Source organism: Paenibacillus sp. NRS-1782 (assembly GCF_050467685.1).
Classification (GTDB): domain Bacteria; phylum Bacillota; class Bacilli; order Paenibacillales; family Paenibacillaceae; genus Paenibacillus; species Paenibacillus terrae_A.
Window position 1 is genome coordinate 210,258 of the sequence record NZ_JBITPH010000051.1, and the last position, 14,971, is coordinate 225,228.

Annotated in this window: 10 protein-coding genes; 2 read left to right on the plus strand and 8 right to left on the minus strand. The window is 46.0% G+C overall.

All coding sequences use genetic code 11. The features are described 5' to 3' along the window. Window positions 1–97 precede the first annotated feature (97 nt). Window positions 98–1,162: a spore photoproduct lyase gene (gene splB, locus ACIFQM_RS20650; RefSeq protein ID WP_430042585.1), complete on the plus strand. Its 1,065-nt coding sequence runs from the start codon at window positions 98–100 to the stop codon at window positions 1,160–1,162. On the opposite strand, the gene ACIFQM_RS20655 is transcribed toward splB, so the two are convergent. The 8 genes from ACIFQM_RS20655 to adhE all read right to left on the minus strand — a co-directional run bounded on the left by ACIFQM_RS20655 (window position 1,155) and on the right by adhE (window position 13,963). Next, entirely contained in the window at window positions 1,155–1,871 is a 717-nt protein-coding gene (locus ACIFQM_RS20655; RefSeq protein ID WP_430042582.1) for a cytochrome c biogenesis CcdA family protein, read from the minus strand. The two genes, splB and ACIFQM_RS20655, sit on opposite strands and share 8 nt — an antisense overlap. 152 nt (window positions 1,872–2,023) lie before the next feature. After that, on the minus strand, window positions 2,024–4,042 hold the full coding sequence (metG, locus tag ACIFQM_RS20660; protein WP_430042580.1) for a methionine--tRNA ligase: 2,019 nt from the start codon (window positions 4,040–4,042) through the stop codon (window positions 2,024–2,026). 418 nt (window positions 4,043–4,460) lie between these two features. Then, window positions 4,461–4,751, minus strand: a complete 291-nt coding sequence (gene yidD, locus ACIFQM_RS20665) for a membrane protein insertion efficiency factor YidD (RefSeq protein ID WP_430042577.1) — start codon at window positions 4,749–4,751, stop codon at window positions 4,461–4,463. A gap of 1 nt (window position 4,752) precedes the next feature. Continuing rightward, complete coding sequence (locus ACIFQM_RS20670) at window positions 4,753–5,244, minus strand: Fur family transcriptional regulator (protein ID WP_430066027.1); 492 nt, start codon at window positions 5,242–5,244, stop codon at window positions 4,753–4,755. 251 nt (window positions 5,245–5,495) lie between these two features. Next, window positions 5,496–7,715 carry a stalk domain-containing protein gene (locus ACIFQM_RS20675; protein WP_430042572.1) on the minus strand — a complete coding sequence of 740 codons (2,220 nt, stop codon included), beginning with the start codon at window positions 7,713–7,715 and terminating at the stop codon, window positions 5,496–5,498. Between the two features lie 222 nt (window positions 7,716–7,937). Beyond that, complete coding sequence (gene pflA / locus ACIFQM_RS20680; protein ID WP_430042570.1) at window positions 7,938–8,696, minus strand: pyruvate formate-lyase-activating protein; 759 nt, start codon at window positions 8,694–8,696, stop codon at window positions 7,938–7,940. A 65-nt stretch (window positions 8,697–8,761) separates the two neighbouring features. Then, a complete protein-coding gene (pflB, locus tag ACIFQM_RS20685) occupies window positions 8,762–11,023 on the minus strand; it encodes a formate C-acetyltransferase (RefSeq protein WP_430042568.1) in 2,262 nt (753 codons plus the stop codon). Window positions 11,024–11,350: 327 nt separating this feature from the next. Then, window positions 11,351–13,963 carry a bifunctional acetaldehyde-CoA/alcohol dehydrogenase gene (gene adhE / locus ACIFQM_RS20690; protein WP_137063582.1) on the minus strand — a complete coding sequence of 871 codons (2,613 nt, stop codon included), beginning with the start codon at window positions 13,961–13,963 and terminating at the stop codon, window positions 11,351–11,353. A 259-nt stretch (window positions 13,964–14,222) separates the two neighbouring features. Here adhE and ACIFQM_RS20695 point away from each other — a divergent pair, with 259 nt between their 5' ends. Continuing rightward, window positions 14,223–14,939: a Crp/Fnr family transcriptional regulator gene (locus ACIFQM_RS20695; RefSeq protein WP_430042566.1), complete on the plus strand. Its 717-nt coding sequence runs from the start codon at window positions 14,223–14,225 to the stop codon at window positions 14,937–14,939. Window positions 14,940–14,971 lie beyond the last annotated feature (32 nt).

Genomic DNA, 14,971 nt, shown 5'->3' on the forward strand with positions numbered 1-14,971 from the left:
ACACTAATAGCGTCCCTGTATCATTCTCCTATGGCATGAGTTAGAGTTGGACACCCGAGCTACTACTGGATATTTATTCCTGAAAGGAGCGTTACCCATGTCCACGCTTGAGCGTACTCTTGTCAAAACCAAAGGAACCAAACCATTCGTGCCTGATCTGGTATTTTTCGAGCCGGACGCACTGAATTTTCCCAAGGGTCAGCGTATTATGGATTGGGTCAAAGTCAAAGACATTCCGTATCGTATGACCACATCTCATAACCGAATTACCAATTTACCGGGCGAAACCGAAGTTGAAAAGTATAGAATGGCGAAAAAAACGCTGGTCGTCGGTATTCGCAAAACGCTAACCTTCGACCAGTCCAAGCCCTCTGCTGAATATGCCATTCCCATTTCGACCGGATGTATGGGACACTGCCACTATTGTTATTTGCAAACGACATTAGGGGCAAAGCCGTATATACGCGTCTATGTCAATACCGATGATATCTTATCGGCAGCTAAAGGCTACATCGAGGAACGTGCGCCCGAAATTACTCGTTTTGAAGCAGCCTGTACCTCAGACCCTGTTGGTTTGGAGCATATCACCGAATCGCTCGGAGAATTGATTCGTTTTATGGCAGATGAAGAATTTGGTCGCCTGCGTTTTGTTACCAAATATCATCATGTCGATCCACTGCTGGATATTCAGCATAATGGCCATACACGCATTCGTTTTAGCATTAATTCCGATTATGTGATTAAACAGTTCGAGCCTGCGACTTCACGCTTCGAGGAACGTATTGAAGCAGCAGGTAAAATCGCCCGAGCCGGTTATCCGCTAGGCTTTATTATCGCCCCGATCATCTGGTATGACGGCTGGGAAGAAGGATATGGCGAGCTGCTGCGCAAACTGGGGGAAACCTTGCCTCATGATGCCACAAAAGATCTGACGTTCGAATTGATTCAGCACCGTTTTACCAAAACGTCCAAGGCTGTAATCGAGAAGCGTTATCCCAAAACCAAGCTGGAAATGGACATGGAGAAACGCAAGAAAAAATGGGGCCGCTGGGGACAAAATAAATACGTTTACCCTGATGAACAGCAAAACGCCCTGCGAGAATTTATCACCGAGCGCATTTTTGAACATTTTCCATTAAGTCGTATTGAGTATTTCACATAACCAGCATCCAATCCGGGGTAATCCGTTGTAAAAACAATGTTACATCTGTCATATGATCGGTTACCAGCAAAATACCAGTAATAACAAGCAGTATACCGCCTGTTTTGACGATAATTGACGTATAACGCGAGGATAGACGAACAGAGCCAGTCAGTAAAGCCAATGCAAAAAATGGAATCGCAAAGCCAAGCGCGTAGCCTGTGACCAGCTTGAACCAGGTATGATGCTCTACTGCCGCTAAAGCGATAATAGCTGTCAGCATGGGACCGATACAGGGAGACCAGCCTGCCGCAAATCCGATTCCGATCACAAAGGAACCGGCGTAACCGGCAGGCTTCCATGTCCAGCGAAGCTTATGCTCCCGCATTAAAATCAAAGGCCGTATCACACCAAGAGATAACAGCCCCATCATCAAGATCAGTATCCCCGCAACCACTCTTAGCGTATCCCCATAATTGCCAAACCATTCTCCCAGCAACCCTACGCTTGCACCCAAGGAATAAAACACAACGGAAAAGCCCAGTACAAAAGCAAGGGTATGTCCCATCGTACGGTAACGCACCTCAGACTTATGCCTTCCTTCGGCCAGTTCACGTGCCGACATACCCGTCATATAAGATAAATAAGAGGGGTACAGTGGCAAACAGCAAGGTGAGAAAAAAGAAACCAGTCCTGCTATGATCGCCAACCCGGCGTTAACATCCGTCATCATCATTTCCTCCCGCCAGTCTTAAGTAAACGTGAGCAAAACAAGCTCTATTACTAAAACATACGTGAGGAAGCAGCCAAATATGTTGCAACCCAAAAAGCGTATGCCCTGGCATGAAAGCCGAAGGACATACGTTTTATTACAACCTTTATTTATTTTACAATCGCGCCGTTAGGCATGCTTTCCGGTACTGTAGCCAGCGTAAGCTGATCTCCGTGTGATGCTGCCAAAATCATCCCTTGTGATAGCTCCCCTCGCAGTTTCACAGGCTTAAGATTCGTCACACAAATCACCTTGCGTCCAACCATATCCTCGGGCGTATAAAACTTGGCAATGCCCGATACGACCTGTCGCTGCTCATAACCAAGATCAAGTTGGAGCTTCAACAGCTTATCGGCCTTCTTCACAGGCTCACAGGAGATAACCTGAGCGACGCGCAGTTCTACCTTGGTAAAGTCCTCAATACCAATCTCTTCCTTCGCCTCTGGGGCTTCCTGGCCCGCCTCAGTCGCATTCTGCGGTTGAGGCTGCGCAGTAGCTTCCTCTGGCTTCTTGCCCCCCGTCATCGCTTCCACGATGAAAGCAACCTCCGGCTCTGAATCCAGACGTGGGAAGATAGGATTGCCTTTGATCAGTTGCGTTCCTTCTGGAATACGACCAAATTGCTTACCGCTATCCCATGTCGTCAATTCGCCTTCCTTGATACCCAGCTGTTCCCAAATTTTATACGGAGCGCGGGTCAAGAACGGTTGGAGCAAAATGGACGCGATGCGCAAGCTTTCTACCAAATGCACCATAACAGATGCCAGCTCACGACGTTTGTCCTCATCCTTGGCCAGGTTCCATGGTTGTGTTTCGTCAATATACTTGTTGCTGCGGCTAATAAATTGACTGATCGCCGTTAGAGCCACGGAAAACTCCATGTTTTCCATCGCTTCTTCTACTTTACTGTAAGTCGCTGTTGCCATTTCCTCCAAAGCCCCGTCGAATGCTGTTACATTCGCTTCATAAGCCGGAACCTTGCCTTCAAAATATTTGTCTACCATCGCTACGGTACGGTTCAACAAATTGCCGAGATCATTCGCCAAATCAGAATTGACCCGATCAACGAAGCTTTCCGGGGTAAAGGTTCCATCCGCGCCGAAAGGCACCTCGCGCAGCAAGTAATACCGAAGTTGATCCAGACCATAGCGGTCAATCAGCGTTACAGGGTCAACGACGTTACCTTTGGACTTGGACATTTTACCGTCCTTCATGAGCAGCCAGCCGTGTGCAAATACTTTCTTAGGCAACGGGAGATCCAGCGCCATCAGCATGATCGGCCAATATATCGTATGGAACCGTACAATTTCCTTTCCAACGATATGCACATTGGCAGGCCAAAATTTATCGTACAGCTCGGTATTGGAGGAACCATAGCCCAGGGATGTAATATAGTTGGAGAGCGCATCAATCCACACGTATACGACATGCTTCGGATCTCCCTTCACCTTAACTCCCCAGTCAAAGGTTGTACGGGATACTGCCAAATCCTCCAAACCCGGCTTGATAAAATTGTTAATCATCTCTTTTTTACGGGACTCCGGCTGGATAAACTGCGGGTTCTCCTCATAAAATTTCAGCAAACGATCAGCATACTTGCTCATACGGAAAAAGTAACACTCTTCCTTGACCAATTCTACAGGATGCCCACTGTCCGGGCTTTTACCTCCAGCCACATTGCCTCCTGCATCCTTCACCACGTCAACCAATTGAGTTTCCGTGTAATAAGTTTCGTCAGGAATGCTGTACCAGCCTTCGTATTCGCCCTTGTAAATGTCTCCTTGCTTAAGCAAACGATCAAAAATTTCCTGCACAACGTTCTTGTGACGTTCTTCCGTTGTGCGAATAAAATCGTCATTGGATATGTCGAGCTTCCGCCATAAATCCTGAATCCCTGCCACAATATCATCAACGAAATGTTGTGGTGTTTTGCCAGCCGCACTCGCCTTCTGCTCAATCTTCTGACCATGCTCATCCGTTCCTGTCAAATAGCGCACATCGTAGCCACGTAACCGCTTGTAGCGAGCCATTGCATCTCCGGCTACCGTAGTGTAAGCATGACCGATATGTAGCTTGTCGCTTGGATAATAAATCGGTGTCGTAATGTAAAATGTTTTCTCATTGGACATGTGTATTGCCTCCTGTTTTGTTCACGGCAGCAAAATAAGGCATGCTCCCTTGAATTTGGTACTCCAATTCATGTTTTTCACACCAATTGGGCACAAAAAAGACCCCCGCCCCTATGGGACGAGAGTCACCTCACGCGTTACCACCCAAATTTCCCGTATCCTCGCAGACTACAGGCTTCACCAGTCACTTCGACCGCCCATTAACGCTGGATCACGCCTTTCCCTTACGGTCGCCCCCTATAAACCATTGAACTGGTGACAAACTCGCTCGAAAAAGGTTCCTCCAGGACCATATTCAGGCTTCGTTCCAGACCGGTTTGCAGCTAACCCCGGCTCTCTGTACTGGACGTCAGACCCTACTCATCCCTTCGCAGGAAAACATTATAATCCAAAATATAACCAAACCCGCATAGCTATGTCAAGTCAATCCCTTCCCGGTACGGTCAGCAAAACGATCTTTATCGGATCTATTCGCCCTCTTTTTAGCAGGAGGCACCAGATCTACACCGCCTGGATGAAAGGGATGGCACTTTGCTATACGTTTGGCGGCCAGCCAGGAGCCCTTGAACGCACCATGCACCTCCACCGCCTCCAACGCGTACTGGGAACACGTCGGATAGAAGCGGCAGGTCGGTGGCTTTAATGGTGAAATATAGGATCGGTATAACTTAATCGGAGCTTGAACCACTCTACGTGTGGTAATCTTCATTTCAGTAGCCTCCGTGGCTGTGAGTGTGACCGCTCGCCTGTTTGTATCCCCCATTAGAATTAGCCTCTGCTTGCCCGTTCTTCTTCTGGCATTCCTTGCAATAACCGAAAATCTCAAACTTGTGTTCAACGATTTGGAACTGATCTGTCGTATCTGTCATCTGCATCGGGCAGAAAGAGATCGGTAAAGTTTTCTGACAGCTCAGGCAAATCATATGATGGTGGTGGTGATGCTCATTGCAGCTCACCTTGAACTTCATCCCATCCTCAAAAGATACCTGCTCCAGCACACCCAATTCCTGCATCACACGCAAATTACGGTAAACGGTGTCAAAGCTGAGTCCGCTGTATTTTTTACCCATATATTCATAAACGTCTTTTGGGGACAGATACCCTTCATTCTCGGAAAATAACGTGGCCAGCGTCTTGCGCTGATCCGTAATACGCAGCCCCTGAGCGGACATTGTTGCGATAATCTCATCCTTTGTCAGCATGCGTTTCACCCTCCCCTGTCTGTAGTTTCAGGTTATCTGATGCAGGCTTAGGCTTGCATCTACTTATTATACCACGATTAAAGCCAAAGTTATAAGAGATATTCGCACTCTTGATAAAGAAAAAGACGTTCTCCTGTGCTGAAACCGAATCCACAGCAGGAGAACGTCTTTATTCTGTAAGTGATCTGACTTTAAACGGTGAATGATGAGACCCTTCGGTCTAAACCGATAAACAAAACCGGATGTTCATATTAATTTTTAATAGCTGGTAATGGCATAACTACCACGGAAACTGGCAAGTTACTGCCCGCAGCCGCAGTGAAATACATCTCTACACTCTCCTCGATATGACCTGTACGATACAGTACACTCATCTCATTCGGAGCCCACACGGAGCCGTTCGTCGGGATACCCACGACCTGATTATTTACCATAGCATAGCCAGAGTATTCACCACCACGCGGGTTAAATGTAATCAGGGAATACGGCGCTACGCGATCCAGTTTAACCTTATACACAACACCAAAATTACCCGCATTGGAGGAAGAAGAACCGTCCAGACCGTCTGAACCAAGCAGGTTCGGGTCTACTTTATTGTCGCCAAGAACGATACGCTGAGTTGTTTTACCAACCTCCTCCGTATATTCAAGCGTAATATCCGAATTCGCATACGTTCCACGGTTATGAATTCCGTCCTTAGGCAGTTTTGCCAGAGTAGGCATTGCAATCAATGGATCTGCATTTGCATCTAACACAACAACTGTGTATTGAATAGGTTGATCCGTATACAAGTCAGATAAGAGAGAAATGACCTGTTTTTGCTTAATTTTTTGTGCATTTAAATCCTGTAAAATAATGCGGCTTTCGCCTGGATTCAGAACTGTGCTGGAACGTTTGCTTCCATCCTGCATGGATTGAAAGTACCGCTGAATCGAAATCTTACCCGCAGCTGTCGCAAACTCAGATGGGCCGGCGAAACCGGAATTTTCGACGTTCAGATTGGCAGCAGTAATATTATTGTTGGTTGCGATAACGTACATTTTTACATCTCTGCCCGTTTCATTCACATGATGGACGAGTATACGTGTGCTGCCTGATCCCATTTCCTGATACACAATTCCATCCTGGAATACACGTTCTGGGCTGTTAGCACGGATCAGAAGGCGTGGTGCAGATGTACTGGTTACCGGAATGGTAGCCATGGTAGGCACCTGACTACCGTCTACACTGTATTTATCACCAAAAGGTGTAAAGATTTTGTTGAAATCATCTTCGTTGTATAGCAGCTCATTCGTAATCTTAATCGTTTGACTTACAGTACCTGTTGCACCATGCTTGTCAGTCACGGTCAGCGTTATGGTCACATCACCCGGCTCGAAAAACGCCAGCTTCTTATTCACCCAGTCACGCTTGGTGATGGCATTTTCATCGTCCGTACTCAAGTCGGTAATGGTAATTTTTTCACCCATTTTGTATTCTTTTTTATCAGTCGTAAACAGAGCGACCGGCGGTTGGTTGGGCGGTCTTACTGTGATGGTCACGGAGTATGGATCACTCCAGTTCCCTGCGGAGTCAAGAACAGAATAGGTAACTGCATATGTACCTGGCTCTTGAAATACGTCCTGCTTGCCTTCCCAACGTTGATTCACAATAGGAAGACCTGTAGGAGAAGATTCCTTCGTCAAATACGTAACTTGGGTTTCGCCCGCATAGATTTCTTTTTGCTGAACCGTGAAGGAAGCTTTTGGCTTTTGATTCAAATCCATAATAACCTGTTTTGTTGTATTATTTACAGTATAAGGAATATTCAAGGCCTGTGTAATAGAAGTCAACGGCACCATAAATACGTTCTTTTGCTGGAATGCCGGTCCCTTCATTTGTCGAGCCTCACCGTTAACCGTATAAATTTTGCTGTCAGTCTTGAAGCGTAGCACGTCTGTACCTTGGGTGATAACGGTTTCCTTGGTAGCAGTGTCATAACTAAACTGTAATCCGACGCGGCTGACAAGCGAACGGATTGCTACATAAGAAACACCGTCCTTGACTGTCATCGGCTGAGTCGCCGTGTACACCTGTCCGTTTTGTTCCATTTTTGCGCTGTTCAAATACAAAATCAGTTGATTTGCACTCATGGATGTTGGAGAACCACCAGGGTTGGTGAGCGTTCCGTCCCCACCGTATACATCATTGGATACGTTCGATCCGTTGGTTGTATCCGTCGGCAAACCGGACAATGGATCATTGGATACGCCTGTGTTAACAGGTGTCACCATGTCATTTTGTGTTCCAGTGCTATCTTGTCCCCCGATGCTATTATCAACGCCGGAATTTGTGACATTGGCCTGAGCCTGCTGTCCGCTAACCGAATCGGTGGATTGAACAGTGGATACTGCTTCTGCTCCTACAGGGGCTACTGCAGCCACCTGAGCTACCGCAAGCGCGGTGAGCATGGTCCATTTCTTGAAATTCATTGTCTGTCTCCTTCTATTACCAAATTATTATCATCCCCGTAAAAAGTCATACTATTAGACGCGGATGTTGCCCAAAAGTTGCTGGGAATTTTGCTGAACATAAAAAAAAGGGATCTTTCTCCTGTGGCTGCAAGAAATACTACAATAAAAAAAACGCCGCCCCATCTGACCTGATGGGGCGGCGGCTTCATAAACAGAAAGTATTTTAACAGTCATTCAACATTATTGCAGACGGACGGCGACATGTATCCCTGCAGTCTCCAACCGGCCCTCTTCAATGAGACGATAAGCCCGTTGAACCTCTTCATCTGTAGGGGACGGAACCCCTTCCAGCGGATACACCTTGCCGAGCATTTCCCACTTGTATACACCCATTTGATGGTAGGGTAAAATTTCGAACTTTTCGACTCCGTTCAACGTTCCGATAAACCGTCCCAAATTCAGCAGATCCTGCTCATCATCATGAATACCCGGTACAAACACGTGTCTAATCCACATCTTGCGTCCTTGTTCAGACAACCAGCGTGCCGTACTTAACATACGGTCATTGGACTTGCCTGTAAGCTTAATATGCTTGTCGTTGTCAATATGCTTAATATCCAGCAACACCAAGTCCGTTACGTCCAGCAGTTCTTGGATACGGCCTGCGTCATTAAAACCGTTACTGTCCAGCGTCGTGTGCAAATTCCAGCGTTGCTTCACTTCTTTGAACAGCTCTGCTACAAAATGAGCTTGCAGTGTCGGTTCTCCACCGGATACGGTCAATCCGCCTCCCGAAGAACGGTAGTAGGCTAAATATGGCTCAATTTCAGCCAATACCTCCTTCAGTGTCATTGGATTGCCTTCATTTAAAGCCCAAGTATCCGGGTTATGGCAATATTGACATTTTAACAAGCATCCTTGCATAAAAAGCACGAAGCGGATGCCGGGACCATCGACGGTCCCGAAGGTTTCCAATGAGTGTATGTGACCTTTCAGCATGTTGCATCTTCCTTCCCGCATCCGCTATGCGTGCGTCATTGTAATATATAATACGTAAAGCTTTGTTACATTGTACCGTGGAAGGTACGGTTAATAACATCCAGCTGTTGTTCACGAGTCAGCTTGATAAAGTTAACGGCATAACCCGACACACGAATTGTAAGCTGTGGATAGTTTTCTGGGTGATCCATCGCATCCAGCAATTGTTCACGAGCAAACACGTTGACGTTCAGATGATGCGCATGGCTTCCAAAGTAGCCGTCCATCATGGAAACGAGATTCGTTTTGCGTGTTTCTTCTTCTTTACCCAGTGCTTTAGGCACGATGGAGAAGGTATTCGAGATACCATCCAGACTGTGCTCGTAAGGCAATTTAGCTACGGAGCTAAGGGAAGCCAAGGCACCTTTTTTGTCGCGACCGTGCATTGGGTTCGCACCCGGTGCAAACGGTTCGCCAGCTTTACGTCCATCCGGTGTTGTACCTGTCTTCTTACCGTACACCACGTTGGAAGTAATGGTCAATACAGATTGAGTAGGAATCGCATTCCGGTAAGCTTTGTGCTTGCGGATCATGCCCATGAAGGACTCTACCAGTTCTACTGCGATGTTATCAACACGATCATCGTTATTACCGTAACAAGGGTATTCCCCTTCAATTTCAAAGTCAATGGCGATGCCTTTTTCGTTACGGATCGGTTTCACCTTCGTATGTTTAATAGCGCTCAGGGAATCGGCTGCAACGGACAGACCAGCAATACCACAAGCCATCGTACGGACAATATCACGGTCATGCAGCGCCATTTCAATCCGTTCGTAGCTGTACTTGTCATGCATGAAGTGAATAACGTTCAAAGTGTTCATGTACAGTTTTGCCAACCATTCCATCATGGGCTTGAAGCGGCTCAGCACTTCCTCGTAATCCAGCACTTCACCTGTAATTGCAGGATATTCAGGACCCACTTGAGCACCTGATTTTTCATCCACACCGCCGTTAATTGCATATAGCAGAGCTTTAGCCAAGTTGGCACGGGCACCAAAGAATTGCATTTGTTTACCAATTTTCATTGCCGACACACAACAAGCAATACCATAATCATCGCCATAAATCGGACGCATCAAATCATCATTTTCATACTGAATGGAGCTGGTTTCAATGGATACTTTGGCACAATATTTTTTGAAGCCTTCAGGCAATTTTTCTGACCATAGTACAGTCAGGTTTGGTTCCGGTGCAGGACCCAGATTGTACAGGGTGTGCAAGAAACGGAAGCTGTTTTTAGTAACCCGGGTTTCTCCAGTAATGGACATTCCGCCAATGGATTCAGTTACCCATGTTGGGTCTCCGCTGAACAGTTCGTTATAATCAGGTGTGCGCAGGAATTTAACAATACGCAGTTTCATAACGAAATGATCGACCAATTCTTGTGCTTGCTCTTCTGTCATTGCCCCTTCTTCCAGATCCCGTTGAGTATAGATATCAAGGAAGGAAGATACACGTCCCAAGGACATTGCTGCACCATTTTGTTCTTTGATCGCTGCCAGATAGCCAAAATACACCCATTGGAAAGCTTCTTTCGCGTTGTTAGCAGGCTTTGAGATGTCAAAACCATGCTCAGCAGCCATTTGTTTCAGCTCGTTCAAAGCGCGAATTTGCTCGGAAATTTCTTCACGCAGACGAATTACATCTTCTTCCATGGAGTCCACTTCAAGGCTTTTCAGTTGAGCCTTTTTGTCTTTAATCAGGAAGTCTGCGCCGTACAGTGCTACACGACGGTAATCACCGATAATGCGACCACGACCATATGCATCTGGCAAACCAGTGATAATACCCGCTTTACGAGCTGCTCTCATATCATCGGTATAAGCGTCGAATACACCCTGATTATGCGTTTTGCGAATATGAGTGAAGATATCAACAATGCTTTGCGGTACTTCAAAGCCATAGGCTTTGCAAGCGTCGATCATCATCCGAATTCCACCAAACGGCTGCAAAGAGCGTTTGAATGGAGCGTCTGTTTGTACACCGACAACTTGTTCTTTATCCCGGTCTAGATAGCCCGGCTTATGTGAAATAATGGTGGATGGCGTATTCACGTCTACATCAAGCACGCCGCCGTTTGCCAACTCTTTTTTGGTAAGATCGGATACAATATCCCACAGTGCAGTTGTGTTGGCGGTAGGGCCAACTAGAAATTCTTCGTTACCGACATAAGGTAAGATGTTGGTTTCAATAAAATCGTTGACGTTGACTTCTTTAGTCCATTTACCTTTTTTGAAACCTCTCCAGCCAGATTGTTGCTCTTGTAATTCTCTCTCAATCACCGACATGTAAATCCCTCCAAATTGTTTGGTCTTCCGGACTTGTGATTTTTTTCACATTAAAATTGTGTCTCGAGCCCGGCCTTTTCACCGATGCCTTACGCTCAGTGTCGGGACCTTTCTTACACCCTTATTGTAGAATAATGATAGAGTGTAGTATGTGACAAAAATCACAATATAGGTGACATTTATCACTTTATTTTCTTTAGCTTCACGCCCGTACTTTTATCCTTGCCGTTCACCTCCCTTCCCAAACCAACAGGCCCTCTATTATAGAGAGCCTGCGTTGGTATTAACGGGAAAATGCTTAGTCACAAGCCTCTTCGTACCTATATATTATTGGTCAAAACGTCCGTAGAAGGCATTGCGGTATACATCAGCCAATTCGGTAACCAGCGGCAGCTTCGGATTCGCAGTTGTACATTGATCCTCAAAAGCACGGTCAGCCAGATAATCTACACGCGATTCAAAATCCTTCGCATCGAAGCCGATTTGCTGGAACGATTCCTCGATACCGAGTGTTTTGTTCAGTTTGCGGATCGCTTCGATCAGACTGTTAACCCCTTCTTCCGTTGTACGGGCAGGCAGTCCCAGTATGCGTGCAATTTCTGCATAACGCTCATCCGCAACAAAGTGCGAATATTTAGGGAACGAAGCAAACTTCGTCGGTTTTTTCGCATTATAACGAATGACGTGTGGTAACAAAATGGCATTCGTGCGACCATGCGCTGTATGGTATTGTCCGCCCCATTTGTGCGCAAGACTGTGGTTAATACCCAGGAATGCATTGGCAAACGCCATTCCTGCCAGCGTGGAAGCATTATGCATTTTTTCACGAGCCAGTTTGTCGCCACTCAGAGCCGATTGCTCCAGATATTGGAATACCAGCTGAATGGCTTTAATTGCCAGACCATCTGTGTAGTCACTAGCCATTACAGACACGTAGGCCTCGATGGCATGTGTCAGTACGTCCATACCTGTATCCGCTACAGCTGTTTTAGGCAGCGAGTATACAAACTCAGGGTCAATAATGGCCACATCAGGAGTCAGCTCATAGTCAGCCAGCGGATACTTCGTGTTGCCCTGATTTTTGTCTGTAATAACTGCGAACGACGTAACTTCCGAACCTGTACCCGAGGTTGTAGGAATGGCTACAAATTGTGCTTTCTGACCAAGACGCGGGTACTTGTAGATCCGTTTGCGGATATCCATGAATTTTTGTTTCAAGTTGTTGAAATCAGTATCTGGGTATTCATAGAACATCCACATGCCTTTAGCCGCATCCATCGGCGAACCGCCGCCCAATGCAATAATACAATCCGGTTGGAAACGTCTCATCATTTCAGTACCACGTTCTACCGTAACTGTCGATGGATCTGGCTCTACTTCCGAGAACACTTCGATAGCTACTGGTGTTTGGCGTTGGTGTAAATAATGGATGACACGATCCACATATCCGAGTTTCACCATCATAGGGTCTGTGATAATGGCTACACGTGTGATATCAGGCATTTTAGCAAGATATTGAGTCGAATTTTTTTCAAAATAAATTTTGGAAGGTACTTTGAACCATTGCATATTCACCGTACGTTTCGCCACCCTTTTCACATTAATCAAGTTGACTGCCGATACGTTCGACGAAGTCGAGTTACGTCCGTACGAACCACAACCGAGTGTCAGCGATGGAAGGTTGGTGTTGTAGATGTCACCGATCGCACCATGTGTGGAAGGTGCATTTACAATAATACGGCCTGTTTGCAAACGATTTGCGAACCGAGCGATAACGTCCTCATCGTTCGAATGAATAGCGGACGAGTGGCCCATGCCCCCGAATTCCACGACTTCAGCCGCGCGTTGAATACCTTGTTCCGCATTTTTCACTTTATAGCAAGCCAACACAGGACTCAATTTTTCCGCAGACAATGGGAATTTTGTTCCTACCCCTTCAATCTCAGCGACCAAAATTTTAGTTCCTGCTGGTACTGTGATACCACTCATTTCAGCAATTTTTACAGCAGACTGCCCGACGATAGCTGGGTTCACTGCACATTTCTCGACATTCATAGCTCCTTGAGTGAGCTTAGCTGCTTCTTCTTTATTTACAAAGTAGCAACCGTTAGCGATCATCAATTTTTTGACTTGTTCGAAGATTGGCTCTTCGATAATAACCGCTTGCTCGGAAGCACAGATCATACCGTTATCAAAAGATTTGGAGAGGATGAGATCGGTCACAGCTTGCTTAATGTCCGCTGTCTTTTCAATGAAGCAAGGCACGTTACCAGGACCTACGCCCAGAGCAGGTTTACCGCAGCTATATGCCGCCTTAACCATGCCTGATCCACCAGTTGCCAGAATCAGCGCCACATCCGGGTGATTCATGAGTGAATTTGTCTTATCCATCGATGGAGCTTCAATCCATTGAATACAATCGGCTGGAGCACCATGTTTGACGGCTGCTTCAAGCAAGACGCGAGCTGCTTCCGCACTACACGATTGAGCAGATGGATGGAAACCGAAAATGATCGGATTACGTGTTTTAATAGCAATCAACGCTTTGAACATTGTAGTTGAAGTCGGATTAGTCACTGGAGTGATCCCCATAATGATGCCGACGGGTTCTGCTATTTTTTGAAAACTGTCAAAGTCATTATCTTCAATGACACCGACGGTTTTTTCATTTTTGATACTATGATAGACATATTCTGTAGCAAACATGTTTTTGGTGATTTTGTCCTCGTACACACCGCGTCCTGTTTCTTCAACAGCCAGCTTCGCCAGATGCATGTGCTTATCCATCCCTGCGAGTGCCATAGCTTGTACGATTTCGTCAATCTGCTCCTGATTCATACTCATGAAAGCCTGTTGTGCCCGGTTCCCCCGGTCAATCAGTGTTTGAATATACTGCTCAGCGCTTTGCTCTTTTTGGATTACCTCGTTTTTTACAGCCATTTCCCTCATCCTCCTGTTATCTCGTGTACTATCTCTTGTTCACACACTGATCGTAACACAGCTTTTTAAGAGATATTGTGATTTTTTTCACAATCTATTTAAAATTTTATTTTATGAAGTGAATTAAATCACAAAGTTTGGAATTCTGCCACTTTTACCCCCTCTTCTTGCCCCAAAAACGCATAGCACAGGTATATAATGAATTTGAATTGATCAAGTTGCAGATAAAAAAACAAAGGAAACAAAGGGGAAATGGACGATGAGAAACCCTACAAACGTAATGGAAGCCCGCGGCAACACCTGTTGCTTCTCGGAGGCCAGCTTCAACCGACTGCAAGTGATGATGAAGGATCGGGTCATGCCAGAAAGCTCACATCTGTTCTGGGAAGGAGATACAGCGGATAAGCTGTTTTATATCAAGCGCGGACGCGTGAAAGTAACGAAAACAACGGATGAGGGTAAGGAACTTATACTATATATGTACCAAAGCGGCGATCTGATTGGTCAAGCTGATCCATTTTTCGGTACCAAGCACTCCTTTTCTGCCGAAGTTCTGGAGGACAGTGATATCGGTGTTGTCGATCATACGGATTTGGAGCTGCTTATTTGCCAGCACTGTGATTTTGCCATTGACTTTATGAAATGGATGGGGTCCCACCACCGTATAACTCAGACCAAATTCCGCGATCTGATGATGTACGGCAAGCCCGGTGCTCTATGCTCCACGCTAATCCGTCTGTGTAACACTTATGGAGAGCCTCATGGGGAACATATCCTTATTCATAAAAAAATCACTCATACTGACCTCTCCAATATGATCGGTGCCACCCGCGAAAGTGTAAACCGGATGCTGAGTGATTTGCGTAAAAAAAATGCAGTTGAATATGATAATGGCATGATCGTCGTAAAGGATTTGGAAATGCTGCAAGGTATATGTCATTGTGAGCTGTGCCCGCGTGAGATTTGCCGGATCTAATAATTAGTTTTTAATCGAGTAGGAGGCTACCC

Bases quoted from the DNA above. Each gene is read 5' to 3' on its own strand.
- ACIFQM_RS20695 (WP_430042566.1), top strand. From the start codon at position 14,223: ATGAGAAACCCTACAAACGTAATGGAAGCCCGCGGCAACACCTGTTGC.
- yidD (WP_430042577.1), bottom strand. From the start codon at position 4,751: ATGAAGATTACCACACGTAGAGTGGTTCAAGCTCCGATTAAGTTATAC.
- ACIFQM_RS20675 (WP_430042572.1), bottom strand. From the start codon at position 7,715: ATGAATTTCAAGAAATGGACCATGCTCACCGCGCTTGCGGTAGCTCAG.
- splB (WP_430042585.1), top strand. From the start codon at position 98: ATGTCCACGCTTGAGCGTACTCTTGTCAAAACCAAAGGAACCAAACCA.
- pflB (WP_430042568.1), bottom strand. From the start codon at position 11,023: ATGTCGGTGATTGAGAGAGAATTACAAGAGCAACAATCTGGCTGGAGA.
- ACIFQM_RS20670 (WP_430066027.1), bottom strand. From the start codon at position 5,244: ATGCTGACAAAGGATGAGATTATCGCAACAATGTCCGCTCAGGGGCTG.
- pflA (WP_430042570.1), bottom strand. From the start codon at position 8,696: ATGCTGAAAGGTCACATACACTCATTGGAAACCTTCGGGACCGTCGAT.
- ACIFQM_RS20655 (WP_430042582.1), bottom strand. From the start codon at position 1,871: ATGACGGATGTTAACGCCGGGTTGGCGATCATAGCAGGACTGGTTTCT.
- adhE (WP_137063582.1), bottom strand. From the start codon at position 13,963: ATGGCTGTAAAAAACGAGGTAATCCAAAAAGAGCAAAGCGCTGAGCAG.
- metG (WP_430042580.1), bottom strand. From the start codon at position 4,042: ATGTCCAATGAGAAAACATTTTACATTACGACACCGATTTATTATCCA.